The 14189-nt window shown below is 55.0% G+C and carries 12 protein-coding genes and 1 tRNA gene; 1 reads left to right on the top strand and 12 read right to left on the bottom strand.

The genetic code is table 11. The annotated features are described in order from the left end of the window. Positions 1 to 59: 59 nt before the first annotated feature. From JK231_RS06300 to JK231_RS06280, 5 genes are all read right to left on the bottom strand, one after another. Entirely contained in the window at positions 60 to 746 is a 687-nt protein-coding gene (locus tag JK231_RS06300) for a GntR family transcriptional regulator (RefSeq protein ID WP_034824871.1), read from the bottom strand. A 98-nt stretch (positions 747 to 844) separates the two neighbouring features. Then, a complete protein-coding gene (locus JK231_RS06295) occupies positions 845 to 2305 on the bottom strand; it encodes a mannitol dehydrogenase family protein (protein ID WP_211728227.1) in 1461 nt (486 codons plus the stop codon). A 52-nt stretch (positions 2306 to 2357) separates the two neighbouring features. Beyond that, complete coding sequence (locus JK231_RS06290) at positions 2358 to 3641, bottom strand: MFS transporter (protein ID WP_034824866.1); 1284 nt, start codon at positions 3639 to 3641, stop codon at positions 2358 to 2360. A gap of 173 nt (positions 3642 to 3814) precedes the next feature. Next, complete coding sequence (locus JK231_RS06285) at positions 3815 to 4825, bottom strand: Zn-dependent oxidoreductase (RefSeq protein ID WP_211728226.1); 1011 nt, start codon at positions 4823 to 4825, stop codon at positions 3815 to 3817. Positions 4826 to 5332: 507 nt separating this feature from the next. Continuing rightward, positions 5333 to 5408 (bottom strand) — tRNA-Asn (locus JK231_RS06280). Between the two features lie 308 nt (positions 5409 to 5716). Between JK231_RS06280 and JK231_RS06275 the strand changes: the two genes are divergently transcribed. Next, positions 5717 to 6838, top strand: a complete 1122-nt coding sequence (locus JK231_RS06275; RefSeq protein ID WP_058961411.1) for a Gfo/Idh/MocA family oxidoreductase — start codon at positions 5717 to 5719, stop codon at positions 6836 to 6838. A 520-nt stretch (positions 6839 to 7358) separates the two neighbouring features. Here JK231_RS06275 and yegS read toward each other — a convergent pair. The 7 genes from yegS to vapB all read right to left on the bottom strand — a co-directional run bounded on the left by yegS (position 7359) and on the right by vapB (position 14151). Further along, positions 7359 to 8258 carry a lipid kinase YegS gene (gene yegS, locus JK231_RS06270; RefSeq protein WP_211728225.1) on the bottom strand — a complete coding sequence of 300 codons (900 nt, stop codon included), beginning with the start codon at positions 8256 to 8258 and terminating at the stop codon, positions 7359 to 7361. A gap of 232 nt (positions 8259 to 8490) precedes the next feature. Further along, a complete protein-coding gene (yegQ, locus tag JK231_RS06265) occupies positions 8491 to 9858 on the bottom strand; it encodes a tRNA 5-hydroxyuridine modification protein YegQ (protein ID WP_160833496.1) in 1368 nt (455 codons plus the stop codon). A gap of 139 nt (positions 9859 to 9997) precedes the next feature. Beyond that, entirely contained in the window at positions 9998 to 10705 is a 708-nt protein-coding gene (gene baeR / locus JK231_RS06260) for a two-component system response regulator BaeR (RefSeq protein WP_097116631.1), read from the bottom strand. 3 nt (positions 10706 to 10708) lie between these two features. Then, on the bottom strand, positions 10709 to 12100 hold the full coding sequence (baeS, locus tag JK231_RS06255) for a two-component system sensor histidine kinase BaeS (RefSeq protein WP_211728224.1): 1392 nt from the start codon (positions 12098 to 12100) through the stop codon (positions 10709 to 10711). Then, positions 12097 to 13503: an MFS transporter gene (locus tag JK231_RS06250; protein ID WP_160868022.1), complete on the bottom strand. Its 1407-nt coding sequence runs from the start codon at positions 13501 to 13503 to the stop codon at positions 12097 to 12099. Before JK231_RS06250 ends, baeS begins: the two co-directional genes overlap by 4 nt. 16 nt (positions 13504 to 13519) lie before the next feature. Then, complete coding sequence (locus JK231_RS06245) at positions 13520 to 13918, bottom strand: type II toxin-antitoxin system VapC family toxin (RefSeq protein ID WP_097116633.1); 399 nt, start codon at positions 13916 to 13918, stop codon at positions 13520 to 13522. Then, positions 13918 to 14151, bottom strand: coding sequence for a type II toxin-antitoxin system VapB family antitoxin (gene vapB, locus JK231_RS06240; protein WP_034824846.1), 234 nt, complete (start codon positions 14149 to 14151; stop codon positions 13918 to 13920). The genes JK231_RS06245 and vapB overlap by 1 nt, the downstream gene beginning before the upstream one ends. Positions 14152 to 14189 lie beyond the last annotated feature (38 nt).

Here is a 14189-nt window from a genome sequence, read left to right as displayed (position 1 = left end):
TTGGGTCTCCCCCTTTATATGGGAGAGGACCAGGTTGAGGGGCTCTAATCGCAGACAATCTAAGGCGCTTCAAACCATTCGCTATTACGCTCAGCAATCGGCGTAATGGTCAAAATCATTTCCTGCAGATGACGTCGCATCGCCGCTTCTGCCGCTTCAACATCTTGCGCTTTTAACGCCTGGTAGATGTTTTCATGCTGCTGAATCAGGCTTTCCGGTGGCGACACTTCACTCAGGGTCAGGAAGCGCACGCGGTCCATGGTGGCTTTAATGTTCTCCACCGTTTCCCATGCCAGCAGGCAGTTAATCCCTTCGGCAATCAGGCGGTGAAACTCATCGTCCAGCGCTAAGAATGCCTGGCTGTCGTGACGTTCAGCCGCCAGACGCTGCAACTGAAGATTGTGCTCCAGCGCCATCAAGCCCTCGGGAGTAATCTCCTGTGCCGCACGTCGCACCACGGCGATCTCCACCGCTTCACGAATAAAACGGCCGTCGGCCACACGCTGGGCGGAAATTTTACGCACGAAAGTGCCGCGCTGCGGCAGCACCTGCACCAGGCCCGCTTCCGCCAGTTTGATAAAGGCTTCTCGGACTGGCTGGCGCGACACATTAAAGCGCGCGGACACTTCTTTTTCCGACAGCAACGAGCCGGGATGAATGGCGCAGGTCACGATATCTTTGCGCAGATAACGATAAATCTGCTGATTTACGGGTTCGCTGGTGGTAATGGTATAGGCAATCGACATGCAGCAATATCCGTATTACGGCTGGCCTACGCCAGCCCGATGAGAAAGGTTCAGTCTAATCAGCACGCTGCATCTGCGCTACACATTTGTGAAGGCACTTATGCCTGTGTCACAAGGGCTTGTACCATCGCGCGTGCACCTTGGGTATTAAGCTGGTTATACAAGTCGGTGACGCGTGAGACAAAGGCGGTCTGATAACGTAAATCATCGCCAAATACCGCTTGTATCCGCAGTAAGGCTTCGACGCGCTGTGCACCCTCATCACTGTGCGCAACGATGCTCGCCAATTGTTCTTTCATTGGATCGCGAATTTCAATCGCCTGACCTTGCTCATCGACACCGCTCACGTAACGCATCCAGCCCGCCACACCCAGCAGCAGATAGTCACACGAGGTGCCGTTACGCAGATGCCAGCGCACGCTGTCCAGCAAACGCTGCGGCAACTTTTGTGTGCCATCGGTGGCAATTTGATAAGTGCGATGCTTGATGGCGCGGTTTTCGTAGCGAGCGATCAGCGAGTCGGCATAGGCGGTGAGATCCACGCCCTGAGTACGCAGCGTCGGCGCCTGATCCTGTAACATCAGCGCGCGTGCCGCTGTGCGGAAGTGGCTATCGGCCATGCAATCGCTGATGTGTTCGTATCCGGCGAGGAAGCCGAGATAGGCGAGGAACGAGTGGCTGCCGTTCAGCATGCGCAGCTTCATCTCTTCAAACGGTAATACATCACTGACCAGCTCAGCACCGGCATTTTCCCACGTCGGGCGGCCGTTAACGAAGTTATCTTCAATCACCCACTGGAAGAAAGGCTCGGCTTCCACCGCCACCGGATCGCTGCTGCCTAAGCGCGCTTCCAGCGCATCAAATGCGGCATCGGTCATGGCGGGAACGATGCGATCCACCATGGTGGAGGGGAAGGTGATGTGCGTTTGAATGTACTCTGCCAGTTCGTGGCTATGGCGTTCTGCCAGCTGGGTGACGACGTTGCGCGTGACGTGACCGTTCTCTGGCATGTTGTCGCAGGACATCACGCTGAATGGCGTTAATCCACGTTCGCGGCGACGGATAATCGCCGCCAGAATCAGGCCCGGCAGCGAACGCGGCTGCGTGGGGTTTTTCAGGTCATGCACGATATCAGGATGATCCGGATTGAGCTTGCCGCTGGAAGGCATGTAGCAATAGCCTTTCTCGGTCACCGTCATCGAGACAATCGCTACATCCGGCTGGCTCATCGCCTCAATCACCGCATCAATGCCGTCGCCTTTGCCATGCAGCGCTTGCGTCACCACGCCAATCACGCGGGTGTGCAGGCTGCTATCGGCCATCTCGGTGAGGGTATAGAGCAAATCCTGTTGGCGCAGCGCTTGGATCAGTGCGCCGCTGTTGAGATTCACTTCGCAGTAGCCCCAGTCGCTGCCTTTTGTTGCCAGTTTATCGGTCGCGAGCGCCTGATGGGCACGGTGAAAAGCACCAAAGCCGATATGTACCATGCGGGTTTTTAACTGGCTGCGGTCGTAAGCGGGACGTTGGACGTCGGCGGGGAGGCGATCAAGTTCTAACATGCGTTTTCCTTTTAGCAAACGGGGCGCTGAGCGCCCCATTATGGTCAATCTGTTATGCGGACACCGGTTTATCTACGGTCTTTGGGCTGCGAATCACAAACAGCACCAGCATCGCACCAATCCCGGCGACACAGCCCGCCAGAATAAAGGCGCTGTCGAATTTACCGGTGTGCTGCACGATATAGCCTGTGACAATCGGTCCAACAATCCCGGACAGGCTACCAATCAGATGGATAAAGCCACTGATGCTGCCGACACGGCTTTTGTGCACCACATCCTGAATAATCGCCCAGTAAATCGCACCGGTGATGTAGAGGAAGAAGATGGAGATCGACATCATGATCACCGCGGAATTCACCTCTTTAATCGTTCCCGCCAGTGCTACACAGATGGCGGCAGCCAGCAGCGAGACCACCAGAACAATTTTGCGCGACAGCAGCAACTTGCCGGTGATGTTGAAAATCTTATCCGAGATCCAACCGCCCAACGCCAGGCCGACGAAGCCGACAATCCACGGGATCATGGTGGTGATACTCATGGATTTAATATCCAGGCCGTGTGCCTGCACCAGATAAGCCGGGAACCAGCTCAGGAAGAAGAACAGAATATAGTTGTAGCAGAAGAAGGCAAAAGCGGTGACCAGAATAATCGGCTGACGCAGGTAGTAACCCATGCCGTGCGCTTTGCCTGATGAATCGATGACATCAGCCGGTTCTTCCGCTTTCAGTTTCTCGACCAGCGCGCGCTCTTCTGCAGAGACTTTTTTGCTGCGCGCCGGGTTATCAGCGGCGAAGAAGAACCACAAACCCATCCACACCAGGCCAATCACACAGATCACCACGAACGCCGGACGCCAGCCAAATGACAACGCCAGATAACCCACAATCGGGCCTGCCACCGCGCCACCCAGCGGCGAACCGGCACTCAGCAAGCCCATTGCGGTAGCGGCTTGTTTTTTCGGGAACCAGCCGTTGATGGCCTTGTTTGCCGAGGCGCAGATTGGGCCTTCCGCCATGCCAAACAGCACGCGCAGAATCATCATCGACCAGAACCCGGTCGCCAGTGCGGTCATGCCACAGAACAGCGACCACATACCGACGGCGGTGCCGAGCACGATAGTCGGGCCGAATTTATCGGTCGCCAGGCCACCGATAAAGTTAAACAGCGCGTAGCCAAAGAAGAAGCTACCGAAAATCATGCCGAACTGTTCGGCGTTGATCATCAGGTCTTTTTCTACCAGCGGTACAGTCAGAGAAAGGGCAATACGATCGAGGTAGTTGATCATATAAACCAGGAACAACAGCAGTACGAGGGTCCAGCGTAGATTCTTTAACATAGAAACTCCGTTTCCCTATCATGCTTCAATCTGTTTCTGTGTGGCCTGTTTAATCTCATCCCCTTCGGGGATTGAATCACTTGCCGCTTTGATACAGCCTGAAGCATTGAGAGGATTATTATATTGGCCGGCGGGTACGCACCGGATTAAGGACACCTGGTGTGAAGATTAACTTAACCCATGTGCAGAATCACTTTGCAGCAGGTGCGCGGATCTTTTTCGAACAGCGTCATCGCTTTTTCAATCTCGGCCAGCGGGAAATAGTGGGTGACTAATTTCTCTGGCTGAATCTGACCTTTCTCCATCCACTCAATCACCTGCGGGAAGCGATTGCTGTTCAGGCGCGAGGTAAACAGTGATAACTCTTTGCTGGTTAACGCCTGCTGCGTGATGCTGCAAGGCTCACCGGAGAAGCCGAGCAGGCCAATACGCGCCGCCGGAGAGGCGAGGGCAGCGGCTTCTGCCAGAATGGTCGGATGGCAGGCGGCATCGATGATCAATGTTGGCTGCACGCCTTCCAGCTGTGCGGCCAGCGGAATCTCACTGTTGTTGAACACCTGATCAGCGCCATTTTCCTGCGCCAGCGCCAGACGTTCCGGCAGACGATCCACCACCAGCACTTTTTCCACGCCGTAGACGCCTTTCAGCACCTGAATGGCGGTTAAGCCCATCGGGCCAGCGCCGTAAATCATCGCCACGTCATTGGCCTGCGGTTTGAGGAAGGCGGTGATGTTCGCCGCGATGGTGAACGGTTCCACCAGGCTGGCGAGTTTGTCCGGAATAGAAGCGGGCAGAGTAAAAGCGTTTTTCGCCGGTGCCACCGCAAATTCGCTGAAACCACCGTCACGGTGCACACCGATTACCTGCAGTTCTTTACAGACGTTTGGGCGACCGATGGAGCAGGGGTAGCAGTGTCCGCAGCTGACGACCGGATCCACCGCCACACGCTCGCCGATACGCGCGGCATCCACGCCTTCACCCACCGCATCGATCAGGCCAAAGAATTCGTGGCCAATCACGCGCGGGTATTTGGCGAATGGGTTGTGGCCGTGCCAGATGTGCACATCTGAACCGCAGATACTGGCAAACTGCACTTTGACGCGCACTTCGCCTGCGGCTGGTTCAGGCAATGCGCGTTCTGCCACTACCAATTCACCCGGTTGTACAATTACGACACTTTTCATCATCTACTCCTTGCCAGATACACACTTAATTGGTGGATTTGGCAGCAACGGGAATGCAATGAATGAAAAATACGCTTGCTAATACTACCATACAAGTCGGCGTTAAAGAGTTGTGAAGAGAGTCACAGAGTGCAGGGAGAGGGAGCGAAGAACTGTGGCAGTTTGGAAGATGGGGCAGTGGAGTTGGAGTGGGGCTGAAATATGCAGAGATTTGAGATGTGGGACTTTCAGTTTGGGGTGAGATCCCAGGCAGGCCGAAGATATTCAAACAGGGTTGAGGTGTTGAGTGGGTTGCGATGTTCAGAGTGATATGAGGTCTTCAAGCTATGTTGGGGGAGAATTGGGTTTGAGATGTTCAGGCTGTGATGAGATGTGCAGGTTTGGCTGAGATTTTCAGATTGAGCCGACAATGACTTTAGATAGGACATCGCCCAACTATTCCATTCATCGCCTCCCAAATTGCAGGCATAAAAAAAGCAGCCTGATAGGCTGCTCTTTTCAAGAATTTGGCTCCTCTGACTGGACTCGAACCAGTGACATACGGATTAACAGTCCGCCGTTCTACCGACTGAACTACAGAGGAATCGTTTGGAACGGGGCGCATAGTAACGAGCAGGCTCTGGGTTGTCAAAGGCCTTTTCTACATTTTTTACTGACTGCTGAATAAAGCGTCAATTTTACGATTTTCTCCGCCTTAGCGCGCTGAATCACCCTCCATAACAGGATGATTTGTGATGCAAGTCACTAATGTTATGCAAAATTACATTCTGATTTGTCGATTTTGTCAGATACCTCGCATGTATGATCACAGATATTTCATTTCGCCGTTGTGGCGGCCAAAAGCGAAACATATATTCCAGAGCAATTCCCACCCACAACTCCAGGTGCAGCATGAACAAAGTCAGAATCGGAATGATCGGCAGTGGTTACATTGGTCGTTGTCACGCCATAGCTTACGCGCAGGCTCCCACTGTTTTTGCGCTGAAAGGCGAAATCGTGCGTGAAATGCTGGCAGAGGTGAATCCTGAACTGGCCGCGAAACAGGCGGCGACCTTTGGCTTTGCCAGATCAACCGGCGACTGGCACGAGCTGGTGCGCGATCCCAATATTGATGTGGTCGACATCTGCGCCCCGAACTTCCTGCACAAAGAGATGGCGCTGGAAGCGATCCGCAACGGCAAACACGTTTATTCCGAGAAGCCGCTTTCGTTGTCTGTGGCCGATGCAGAAGAGATGGTGCAGGCCGCGCAGCAGGCAGGCGTCAAAACGCTGGTGGGCTTCAACTACATGAAAAACCCGACCAGCCAACTGGCGCGTGAAATCATTGCGCGTGGTGAAATTGGTGAAGTGATTCATTTTTACGGCACCCACAACGAAGATTATCTGGCACGTCCGGAAACCCCGCTCGACTGGCACTGTCAGAAAGCGCTGGCCGGTTTAGGTGCGCTGGGCGATTTGGCGGCGCATATCGTTAACATGGCGCACTATCTGGTGGGCGACATCGAAGAAGTCAGCGGCGATATGATGACGGTGATTAAACAGCGTCCCGATCCGAAAGACCCTTCACGTCTGCTGCCGGTAGAGAACGAAGATCAGGCCAGCGCGTTACTGCGCTTTAAAAACGGTGCACACGGTGTGTTCGAGACTTCACGCATCGCCTGTGGCAGCAAAATGGGTCTCACCTACGTGGTCACCGGCACCAAAGGCACGCTACGCTACACCCAAGAGCGCATGGCCGAGCTGGAGTTGTATATCCATGATGAACCTGCCGGACGTCAGGGCTTCAAAACCATTTTGACTGGCCCGGCCCATCCGGATTACGCTAACTTCTGCGTATCAGCGGGTCACGGTATTGGTTTTAACGATCAGAAAACCGTGGAGATCCGTGACTTGATCAACGGTATCGCAGCCGGCGATCGTATGTGGCCAGATTTTGCCGAAGGCTTGCAGGTGCAGAAGGTATTAGAAGCGGTAGCAGTATCCGCCGTCGAGCGTCGCTGGATGAAGGTGTAACGCCCTTCTTACAGTACGCATTCAAGCTGTTGGGCAGGCTAGGGCAGGCTAGGGCAGCTTCTTAGCCGGTAGTGAATATTGCTAAAGAGTGATTCTGGCAGCAGCCAAAGTTAGCCAATGAGCGCAATGTCTAACAGGCAGCACCTCTGACAGCACGCATTAAAGCTAATGAGCAGGCTGGGGTCGCTTTGGGGCTGGCATTTCGCAGCGCTGAACGGAATGAGGAAACCAGGAGAGCCAGCATGGATGCTGGCGAAAGGCGCAGCCGGAACAGGGATGTTCCGTCTGCGCCGGTCCGTCCGGCTGACGAGTGAAGTGAAGGCACCGCGTCAGCGGCGCGAGGACCGCCAGCCCCAAAGCGACCCCAGACTGCGTTATCACCAGCAACCCAGACTGCGTTATCACCAGCAACCCAGACTGCGTTATCACCAGTAACCCAGACTGCGTTATCACCAGCAACCCAGGCTGCATCACCACTAGCAATCCAGACTGCATTTCTTCCGAATCTAACCGACTAACATCACGCCAGCAGCGGGCACTGCGGCGGCAGGCGGCAGCTCAGCGCGCCTGGCATCACCTCAATGTCAAATTCGCTGCCGGTCAGCGGTTCGCCATCCAGATTGAACGTCATCTCGTGCGGTGAGCGAATGCTCAGCGACTGCAACTGCGCCGAGACAATATTCGGATTCTCATCATTACGCGTCAGTGAATGCAGCAAGGTCGGCAACAACTCCTGCGCGGTGACGATGCTCAGATTCAGCTGCCCATCATTGATCAACGCATCCGGACACAGCTTCTGTCCGCCACCTGCCTGACGACCATTACCAATGCCGATCACCAGTGCATCACCTTGCCACTCAAATCCCGGACCGCTGATCTCACAGCTATCCGGCTTCAGCGCATCCACTCGCATCAAACCATGAATAAAATAGGACACGCCGCCTAAAGCCGATTTCAATTTCTCCGGCGTCTCCGTGGTAATACGCGTGCCAAAGCCGCCGGTCGCCATATTGATAAAGTAGCGATCGCCATTCACGCGCGCCAAATCAATCGCGCTGGCTTTACCCAACACCGCCAGACGCAGCGCCGGTTCCATCTCCTCTGGAATCCCCACGCTGGTGGCGAAATCATTGGCCGTGCCAAGCGGCAGAATACCCAGTGCTGGACGCTGCTCTGCAGGCACTGCCGCCAGCGCTGTGGCGATTTCATTGATGGTGCCATCGCCGCCGCCCGCTACCACGGTTTCAGCCTGCAATTCCACCGCTTCCTGCACGTAACGGTCACCGTCGCCCTTTTCCCAGGTCACGCGTACCGCCAGATTAAAACCTTCATCGCGCAGCGTATTCACCGCCGCACGCAAATCTTCATTGCCCGCGCCTTTCCCATTGAGGATCAGCAGCGTCAGTGGTTTATTTTGCATAATCAGTTCCTTGAGGCGAAATACGATGCAGAGGTTATAGCATAGCTGGGCGAGGAACTTTATCGGCGGGCGATGAAAAAAAGAAAACCCGCACGGGGGAGCCGGGCGGGTGAATGAGGTGGGTCCTGGTACTACCTGCTGTTTATTGTTACTCGTTAGCAGCAGGCGGGATTCTAAAGCGAGGCGCAGCGGCGGTCTGTGATCCTGTTCTAACTTCGCGCCTTTCTTTTCATTATGTGCGCTTTTTTCCGTGCGGATCGTAGGTGCTGTTGCCGTCAGTGAAATTTCGCATTAGCAAAGCAAAGGCCAGATCCACCGATTCCGGTACCGGGATCCACACCTTATGTCCATCTCCCGGCGCGACATCTACCGCTGCACCTTTATCATTCTGCATCGATTCCAGCGTACAGTTCAGATTGCCCTGCGGCGTCATGATCTCCACAGAATCGCCGAGCAAAAACTTATTCTTCACGGCAATTTGCGCCCAGTCGCCGCGACGTTCACCGGTAAACTCTCCCACAAACTGCTGGCGATCGGATACCGAAAAACCCTGTTCATAGTTCTGATAACTGTCATGCGTATGACGACGCAGGAAACCTTCGGTATAGCCACGATGCGCCAAACCTTCTAGCGTCTCCAGCAGCGCCGGATCGAACGGCTTGCCGGCTGCCGCATCATCGATGGCGCGACGATAAACCTGCGCGGTGCGAGCACAGTAATAGAAAGATTTAGTGCGGCCTTCAATTTTCAGCGAATGTACGCCCATCTGGCTCAGGCGCTCGACATGGGCCACCGCGCGTAAATCCTTTGAGTTCATGATGTAAGTGCCGTGCTCATCTTCAAAGGCACTCATCACTTCACCGGGCTTCATCTTCTCTTCTAACAAGAATACACGGTCGGTCGTCGCGCCAACGCCCAGCGTGGGCTCCTGCACCTCAACCGGCTGGTGGAAGCCGACAATATTGCCCACCTCATCCTGTTTGCCTTCTTCCACTTTGTATTCCCAGCGGCAGGCGTTAGTACAGGTTCCCTGATTCGGATCGCGCTTATTGAGATAACCGGAAAGCAGACAGCGCCCGGAGTAGGCCATGCACAGTGCGCCGTGTACGAAGATCTCAATCTCCATTTCTGGCACCTGCTGGCGAATCTCAGCAATCTCATCCAGCGACAGCTCGCGCGACAGAATCACGCGGGTCAGCCCCATCTGCTGCCAGAACTTCACCGTCGCCCAGTTCACCGCATTGGCCTGCACCGATAGATGAATCGGCATCTCCGGAAAAGCTTCACGCACCAGCATAATCAGGCCGGGATCGGACATAATCAGCGCATCGGGCTGCATCTCCACCACCGGCGTCAGGTCGCGGATAAAGGTTTTCAGCTTGGCGTTATGCGGCGCGATGTTCACCACCACGTAAAATTTCTTGCCCAGCTGGTGCGCTTCTTCAATGCCCTTGGCTAGCACTTCGTGGGTGAATTCATTGTTACGCACGCGCAGGCTGTAGCGCGGTTGACCGGCATAAACCGCGTCTGCGCCGTAGGCAAAGGCATAGCGCATGTTCTTCAGCGATCCCGCTGGAGAAAGGAGTTCGGGTTTAAACATGAAGGGAATTCTCACTGATGTCAGGTCAGCATGCCATCGGCGATGGCAGGTGCATGAGCCGCATCAAACGGCCCTGCAAAAGGTGGGGAATTGTAGGCAGGGCCGTCGCTGAAGTAAATTGATCTACATCAAGCGAGCGCTACATCAGGCGACAGACGTCCGCTTCCCAGCGATAACCCATGCCGTACACCGCACGAATAAACGGTTGCTCCGCATCGAGGTTTTCCAGCTTGCGACGCAGATTCTTGATATGGCTATCAATAGTACGGTCGGTGACCACGCGATAATCGTCATAAAGATGATTCAGTAACTGTTCACGCGAGAACACTTTACCCGGCTCCAGCGCCAGGGTTTTCAGCAAGCGGAATTCAGCAGGCGTCAGTTCCAGCTGCTGTTCGCGCCAGCTAGCCTGAAAACGCCCTTCATCAATCAGCAGATGCGAGGCGAGTTGCGCCTCTTCCGGCGAACGTTTTACACGGCGCAAAATGGTTTTCACACGTGCCACCACTTCACGCGGGCTGAACGGTTTGCAGATGTAATCATCCGCGCCGATTTCCAGCCCCAGCAGGCGGTCGATCTCCTCGGTGCGCGCGGTGACCATAATGATCGGCAGCTCGGAGAAACGGCGGATTTCACGACACAGCGTTAAGCCATCGCGACCCGGCAGCATCAAATCCAGCAGCATCAAATCCGGCGGTGAGTGCTGCACGTAGTTCAGCACTTCATTGCCATCGGCAATATGGTGGGTGCGATAGTTGGACGCCTGCAAATAATCGATCATCAGCTGCGCCAGTTTCGGTTCGTCTTCAACAATAAGAATCAGGGGATCGTGATTATCCGGGCTCATAAGCTATTTCTGGTGAGGAACATACGGCAAGTTTAGCGCGATTTGCAGTCCACCTAAATCAGAGTGCTCCGCAGAAATGCTGCCGCTATGTGCTTCAACAATGTTTTTACAGATCGCCAGGCCTAATCCAGAGCCGCCGCTGGCGCGATTGCGTGAACTTTCAGCACGGAAAAAACGCTCAAAAAGATGTGCCTGATGTTCAGCATCGACGCCGGGCGCGCTATCCGCAAAGCGTAACTGCCAGTAGTCGCCGTGTTGCTGCAGGCTGACCCGTACTTCGCCACCGGCATCGGTATAACGCAGGCTATTCTCTAGCAGATTGGTGAACAACTGCATCAAACGATCCGGATCGCCAAAACTTTCCGCTTTGGTCGGCAGCGCAAGGGTGAGCGTCAAATCCCGGCTGCGATAGCGTTCGCCAAAGCTGCCTGCCACCACTTCCAGCAGATTCACCACATCCACCGGCTGTTTGCGATAGGCGAGGGCGCCCGCGTCAGACAGCGACAGCTGATGCAAATCATCCACCAGTTTAGTCAGCACCACCACTTCACTCTGCAGTGAGGTGATGGCCTCCGGCGTCAGCTTGCGCACACCATCCTGCATCGCCTCCAGCTCACCGCGCATGATCGCCAGCGGTGTGCGCAGCTCGTGGGAGATGTCGGCCATAAAGGCGCGGCGGTTACTTTCGTTCTTCTCCAGCGAACTGGCGAGCTGGTTAAAATCGCGCGCCAGCTGGCCGATTTCATCACTGCTGCCCACTTCCACGCGTGTGGAAAATTTGCCTGCCGCCAGTTCATGGGTGCCATCCACCAGCCGCTTCACCGGGGCCAATAAGCCGCGCGCCAGCAGCCAGGTGACCAGCGCCGCCAGCAGCGTGGTGAGGGTGACGATCATCCAGCTGGTGCGGCGCTGCTGCAGATCAAAGTTGATATCGGTGCTGCGCGTCAGTCGTTCAGCGGGCGAGGCGATCACCCAACCCACCACTTTGCCGGTGCTGGTGGTGATGTTGCGCCGCGTGCCTTCCGGCGGCACCGGTGAGTGTGGCCCGGACAGCACTTTATACTGCTGATCGATAATCCAGAATTGGGTGCGCCAGCCGTGTGGCGGCAACTGCGAACTGCTGCCGGGATTTTGCTCCATCGATCGCAGTATGGTGAAAATCAGGCGGTCGTTGTTCCGCAGGAAATCCCAGTTGCCGTGCTGCTCATACTGATCCGCCAGCGCATCGCTCAGCAGGGTTAAACGCTGTTCATTGCCTTTCTTGATGTAATCAACAAAGCCGTGCTCAAAGCTGAGGCGCACGCCCCAGTGCATGGTGATGATCACCAGCATGCAGGTGGAAAAAATCGCCACAAACAACTTGGCACTAATGCCGAGTTTCAACGGCTGCTTCATGCTTTTCTCCTGCCTCTGAGATCCACGTTCTTACTCACATCTTTGGGTACGCGCCAGAACACCAGTGCTGGCAACACAATCACCAGCGCCATGCACAGGTAGGTATAAATAAAGGTTTGATGTGCGGCGGCGCTGTTGGTCACGGCACCGTGGGCGAACGCACCCAGCAGCAAGCCTGCCACCGTGACGCCAATACTCATCGACAACTGCATGATCATCGAGAGCAAGCTGTTGCCGCTTGAAGCCAGATCATCCGGTAACTCTTTCAGCGTTAAGGTGTTCATTGAGGAGAAGCGGATGGCATTCACCATGCCTTGCAGCAGCAGGACCACTGGCAGCATCCACACCCATCCGAGCAGCGCCACTGCCGGAAACAGCAACACCACCAGCGCCAGTGCGATAGTCGCCCCGACCAGCGCATTGCGATAGCCAAACAGGTTAACGATGCGCACCACCACGCGTTTGGTGCCCATATTGCCCAGCACCATCGGAATCATCATTAAACCCGCGTGGAACGGGCTGTAGCCGAGGCCCACCTGCAAAAAGATCGGTGTCATAAAGGGCAGCATGCCGCTACCGATGCGTCCGGTGAAGCTGCCGAGCAGGCCAATCGAGTAGATGCGGTTGTCGAACAGCTTCAGGCTAAACAGCGCGTTGTCGTTGTTGCGGCCGTGCATCAGGTAAAACAGCAGGGAGAACACGCCGACCAGAATCAGTGCGCCGAGCAGCAGCGGGGAGCCGCCGGTGCTGCGCTGGCCGTCGAGCGCCAGCGTCAGGGTCGCCATGCCCACTGCCAGCAGCACAAAACCGAGGAAGTCGAAGCGTTTGGTTTGCATGGTGTAATTCGGCATCAGCATCAGGGTGGCAATCGCGCCGATGATGCCGACCGGAATATTAATCAGGAAGATCCAGTGCCAGCTGGCGTATTGCACTAAAATCCCGCCCAGCGCCGGACCGAGCAGCGGACCGATTTGCCCGGGGGTTGTCACAAAGGTCATCGCCGACATGTACTGCTCGCGCGGCACAATTTTCATCACCGTCAAACGCCCGACCGGCACCATCATCGCACCGCCGACGCCTTGCACCACGCGCGCCATCACCAGTTGATCGAGCGAGGTGGAGAAGGCGCACAGCAGCGAACCGATGCTAAACAGCACAATGGCGCAGAAGAAAATGTTACGCACGCCAAAGCGATCCGCCAGCCAGCCGCTGATCGGCAACGTCACGGCCACCGTCAGCACATACGACACGATCACCGAATGCATGTTGAGTGGGCTGACATTGAGGTCACGCGCCATTGAAGGGATGGCGGTGTTGACGATGGTGGTATCCAGCGCCTGCATAAAAAAGCCGAAGGCGACGATCCACAGCTGCCAGCGCACGGTAGCGGTTTGCGAGTTCATGAAGATTACCGTTATATTAAAGCCAGTTTTCGCTGATTAACCCGTTCACCCGTGAAAATTCGCGCAGGTTGTTGGTAATGAGTGTTAGCGCTTCACTCCGCGCGTGTGCAGCAATGTGTAAATCATTCAGACCGATGGGTGTGCCTTTCTTTTCCAGGTCAGCGCGAATCGAGCCGTATTGAAATGCTGCCCTTTGGTCGTAACTGAGTACGTCCAGACGGGAAACAAAGTCTTCAACAGTGCGTAAATTCCTTTCAGGAAAAGCACTTTTCTCCGCACCATGAACGAGTTCAGCAAGCGTAATCGATGAGATGACCATGCGCCCGACATTGGCATTAAAGCGTTCCAAAACCTCAATCGGGCGGCGTTTGATGACATAGATAACGATGTTGGTATCCAGCATATAGCGATGCATTAAAAATCTTCCCTGTCAGATTGCTCCTGTGACGCACGCTCATTCATAAAATCATCGCTTACGCTGGGGCCATCGAGGAAAAAGCTATCCCAGGCGTTTTCTATTGGTGTGAGAATGCGCTCTTTGCCAATCGCACGCACCGTGACATTTTTCACGTTGTCGGGAAAGCGCACGTCAGCAGGAATACGCACGTTTTGCGTACGATTATTGGTAAACACTGTACCTTGAGACATATAAACCTCCTTCATAGTGACTGGATAAAGTTTACTCG

This window comes from Pantoea sp. JGM49 (assembly GCF_018257655.1).
GTDB classification, from domain to species: domain Bacteria; phylum Pseudomonadota; class Gammaproteobacteria; order Enterobacterales; family Enterobacteriaceae; genus Pantoea; species Pantoea communis.
This window is presented reverse-complemented; position numbering and strand designations above follow the sequence as displayed.

Excerpts from the sequence above, each read along its gene's own strand:
- JK231_RS06300 (WP_034824871.1), bottom strand. The coding sequence starts at position 746 with ATGTCGATTGCCTATACCATTACCACCAGCGAACCCGTAAATCAGCAG.
- JK231_RS06295 (WP_211728227.1), bottom strand. The coding sequence starts at position 2,305 with ATGTTAGAACTTGATCGCCTCCCCGCCGACGTCCAACGTCCCGCTTAC.
- JK231_RS06290 (WP_034824866.1), bottom strand. The coding sequence starts at position 3,641 with ATGTTAAAGAATCTACGCTGGACCCTCGTACTGCTGTTGTTCCTGGTT.
- JK231_RS06285 (WP_211728226.1), bottom strand. The coding sequence starts at position 4,825 with ATGAAAAGTGTCGTAATTGTACAACCGGGTGAATTGGTAGTGGCAGAA.
- JK231_RS06275 (WP_058961411.1), top strand. The coding sequence starts at position 5,717 with ATGAACAAAGTCAGAATCGGAATGATCGGCAGTGGTTACATTGGTCGT.
- yegS (WP_211728225.1), bottom strand. The coding sequence starts at position 8,258 with ATGCAAAATAAACCACTGACGCTGCTGATCCTCAATGGGAAAGGCGCG.
- yegQ (WP_160833496.1), bottom strand. The coding sequence starts at position 9,858 with ATGTTTAAACCCGAACTCCTTTCTCCAGCGGGATCGCTGAAGAACATG.
- baeR (WP_097116631.1), bottom strand. The coding sequence starts at position 10,705 with ATGAGCCCGGATAATCACGATCCCCTGATTCTTATTGTTGAAGACGAA.
- baeS (WP_211728224.1), bottom strand. The coding sequence starts at position 12,100 with ATGAAGCAGCCGTTGAAACTCGGCATTAGTGCCAAGTTGTTTGTGGCG.
- JK231_RS06250 (WP_160868022.1), bottom strand. The coding sequence starts at position 13,503 with ATGAACTCGCAAACCGCTACCGTGCGCTGGCAGCTGTGGATCGTCGCC.
- JK231_RS06245 (WP_097116633.1), bottom strand. The coding sequence starts at position 13,918 with ATGCATCGCTATATGCTGGATACCAACATCGTTATCTATGTCATCAAA.
- vapB (WP_034824846.1), bottom strand. The coding sequence starts at position 14,151 with ATGTCTCAAGGTACAGTGTTTACCAATAATCGTACGCAAAACGTGCGT.